Annotated in this window: 2 protein-coding genes; both read right to left on the reverse strand. The window is 75.6% G+C overall.

Features of this window, described 5'->3' with window-relative positions:
* Positions 1-100 precede the first annotated feature (100 nt).
* Positions 101-853 carry a 16S rRNA (uracil(1498)-N(3))-methyltransferase gene (locus FNH05_RS37090; protein ID WP_144593494.1) on the reverse strand — a complete coding sequence of 251 codons (753 nt, stop codon included), beginning with the start codon at positions 851-853 and terminating at the stop codon, positions 101-103.
* On the reverse strand, positions 853-1,596 hold a 744-nt coding region (locus FNH05_RS37095; RefSeq protein ID WP_281287672.1), incomplete at its 5' end, for a DnaJ C-terminal domain-containing protein. The genes FNH05_RS37095 and FNH05_RS37090, both read right to left, overlap by 1 nt.

Consider the following 1,596-nt stretch of genomic DNA (forward strand, 5'->3'; position numbering starts at 1 on the left):
CCGCTCCGCGGCGATCTCACTCACCAACTCGCGCGGTCGCCGGCCGTGAAGGGACCCTTCACGGATCGCCCCGCGGTGCGCGGAACCGGTTCGGGGGCCCCTAGTGCCAGCGGGCGGTGAGGGCGCCGAGGGCGCCCAGCGCCACGGCCGCGGCGGTGGAGGTACGCAGCACGGCGGGGCCGAGGCGGACGGGGATGGCGCCCGCGTCGGTGAGGGTCTCCAGTTCGGCATCGGTGATGCCGCCTTCGGGGCCGACGACGAGAAGCAGTTCCCCCTCGGCGGGCAGGCTCAGTTCGGTGAGCCGCCGGGGCGCGGTGCCTTCGAGGACGAAGGCCGCGGCGGCGGCGCGGACGGCTTCGGCGAGACCGGTGGTGCCGACCGCCTGCCGGACGGGCGGTACCCGCAGGCGCCGGGCCTGTTTGGCGGCGGCCCGTGCGGTGCTCTGCCAGCGGGCGAGCGCCTTGGCTCCGCGCGGCCCCTCCTCCCAGCGGGCGACGCTGCGTTCGGCACGCCACGGGAGGATGGCGTCGGCCCCGGCCTCGGTGGCCAGTTCGACGGCGAGTTCGCCGCGGTCGCCCTTGGCCAGCGCCTGCGCGATGGTGACGGCCGGGCGGGGCGCGGGTTCGGTCCAGCGGTCGCCGACGGCGAGGTCGAGTTCGGGGTCGCGGCCGGGGCGCACCGCCTCGATCACGCAGTCGGCGCCGCTTCCGGCCCCGTCGGCGAGGGTGAGCCGTTCACCCGCCCGCATCCGGCGCACGGTGACGGCGTGCCGGGCCTCGTCCCCGCGCAGCACCCCGCGCGGCCCCGCCGGTAGTTCCCCGACGAGGAACACCGGCGCGGTGGTGGCGGGCATTACTTGTGGCTCTTGGCGCGCAGTTTGGAGAACAGCCCTCCGGAGCGGCCGTTGCTGGCCAGCGTGGGCACCTCTTCGCCACGCTGCTGGGCCAGCGCGAGCAGCAGTTCGCGCTGGGACTCGTCGAGCCGGGTCGGCACCGTCACGTCGACGTGGACGTGCAGGTCGCCGCGCCCGTCCACCCGGCCGGAGGACCGCAGCCGCGGCATGCCCTTACCGGGCAGCACCAGCTCGGTGCCGGGCTGCGTGCCGGGCTCGATGTCGATCTCGTACTCGCCGTCGATCAGCGTTTCGAGCTGCACGGAGGCGCCGAGCGCCGCCGTGGTCATCGGGATGCGCAGATTGCAGTGCAGGTCGTGGCCCTCGCGGACGAACACCTCGTGCGGTTCCTCGTCGATCTCGACGTAGAGGTCGCCCGCGGGGCCGCCCCCGGGGCCCACCTCGCCCTGGCCGGACAGCCGGATCCGCATGCCGTCGCCGACCCCGGCCGGGATCTTCGCGGTGACGTTGCGGCGGGCCCGCACCCGGCCGTCGCCCCCGCACTGGCGGCACGGGTCGGTGATGACCTCGCCGAAGCCCCGGCACACCGGGCAGGGCCGGGCGGTGACCACCTGGCCGAGGAAGGACCGCTGCACGGACTGGATCTCGCCCTGGCCGCCGCAGGTGTCGCAGGTCTTGACGGTGCCGCCGGGGGCGGTGCCGTTGCCGCGGCACTGGTCGCACAGGATCGCGGTGTCCACGGT

The sequence above is a fragment of the Amycolatopsis rhizosphaerae genome (genome assembly GCF_007713715.1).
Taxonomy (GTDB): Bacteria; Actinomycetota; Actinomycetes; order Mycobacteriales; family Pseudonocardiaceae; genus Amycolatopsis_E; species Amycolatopsis_E rhizosphaerae.

Excerpts from the sequence above, each read along its gene's own strand:
- FNH05_RS37090 (WP_144593494.1), bottom strand. The coding sequence starts at position 853 with ATGCCCGCCACCACCGCGCCGGTGTTCCTCGTCGGGGAACTACCGGCG.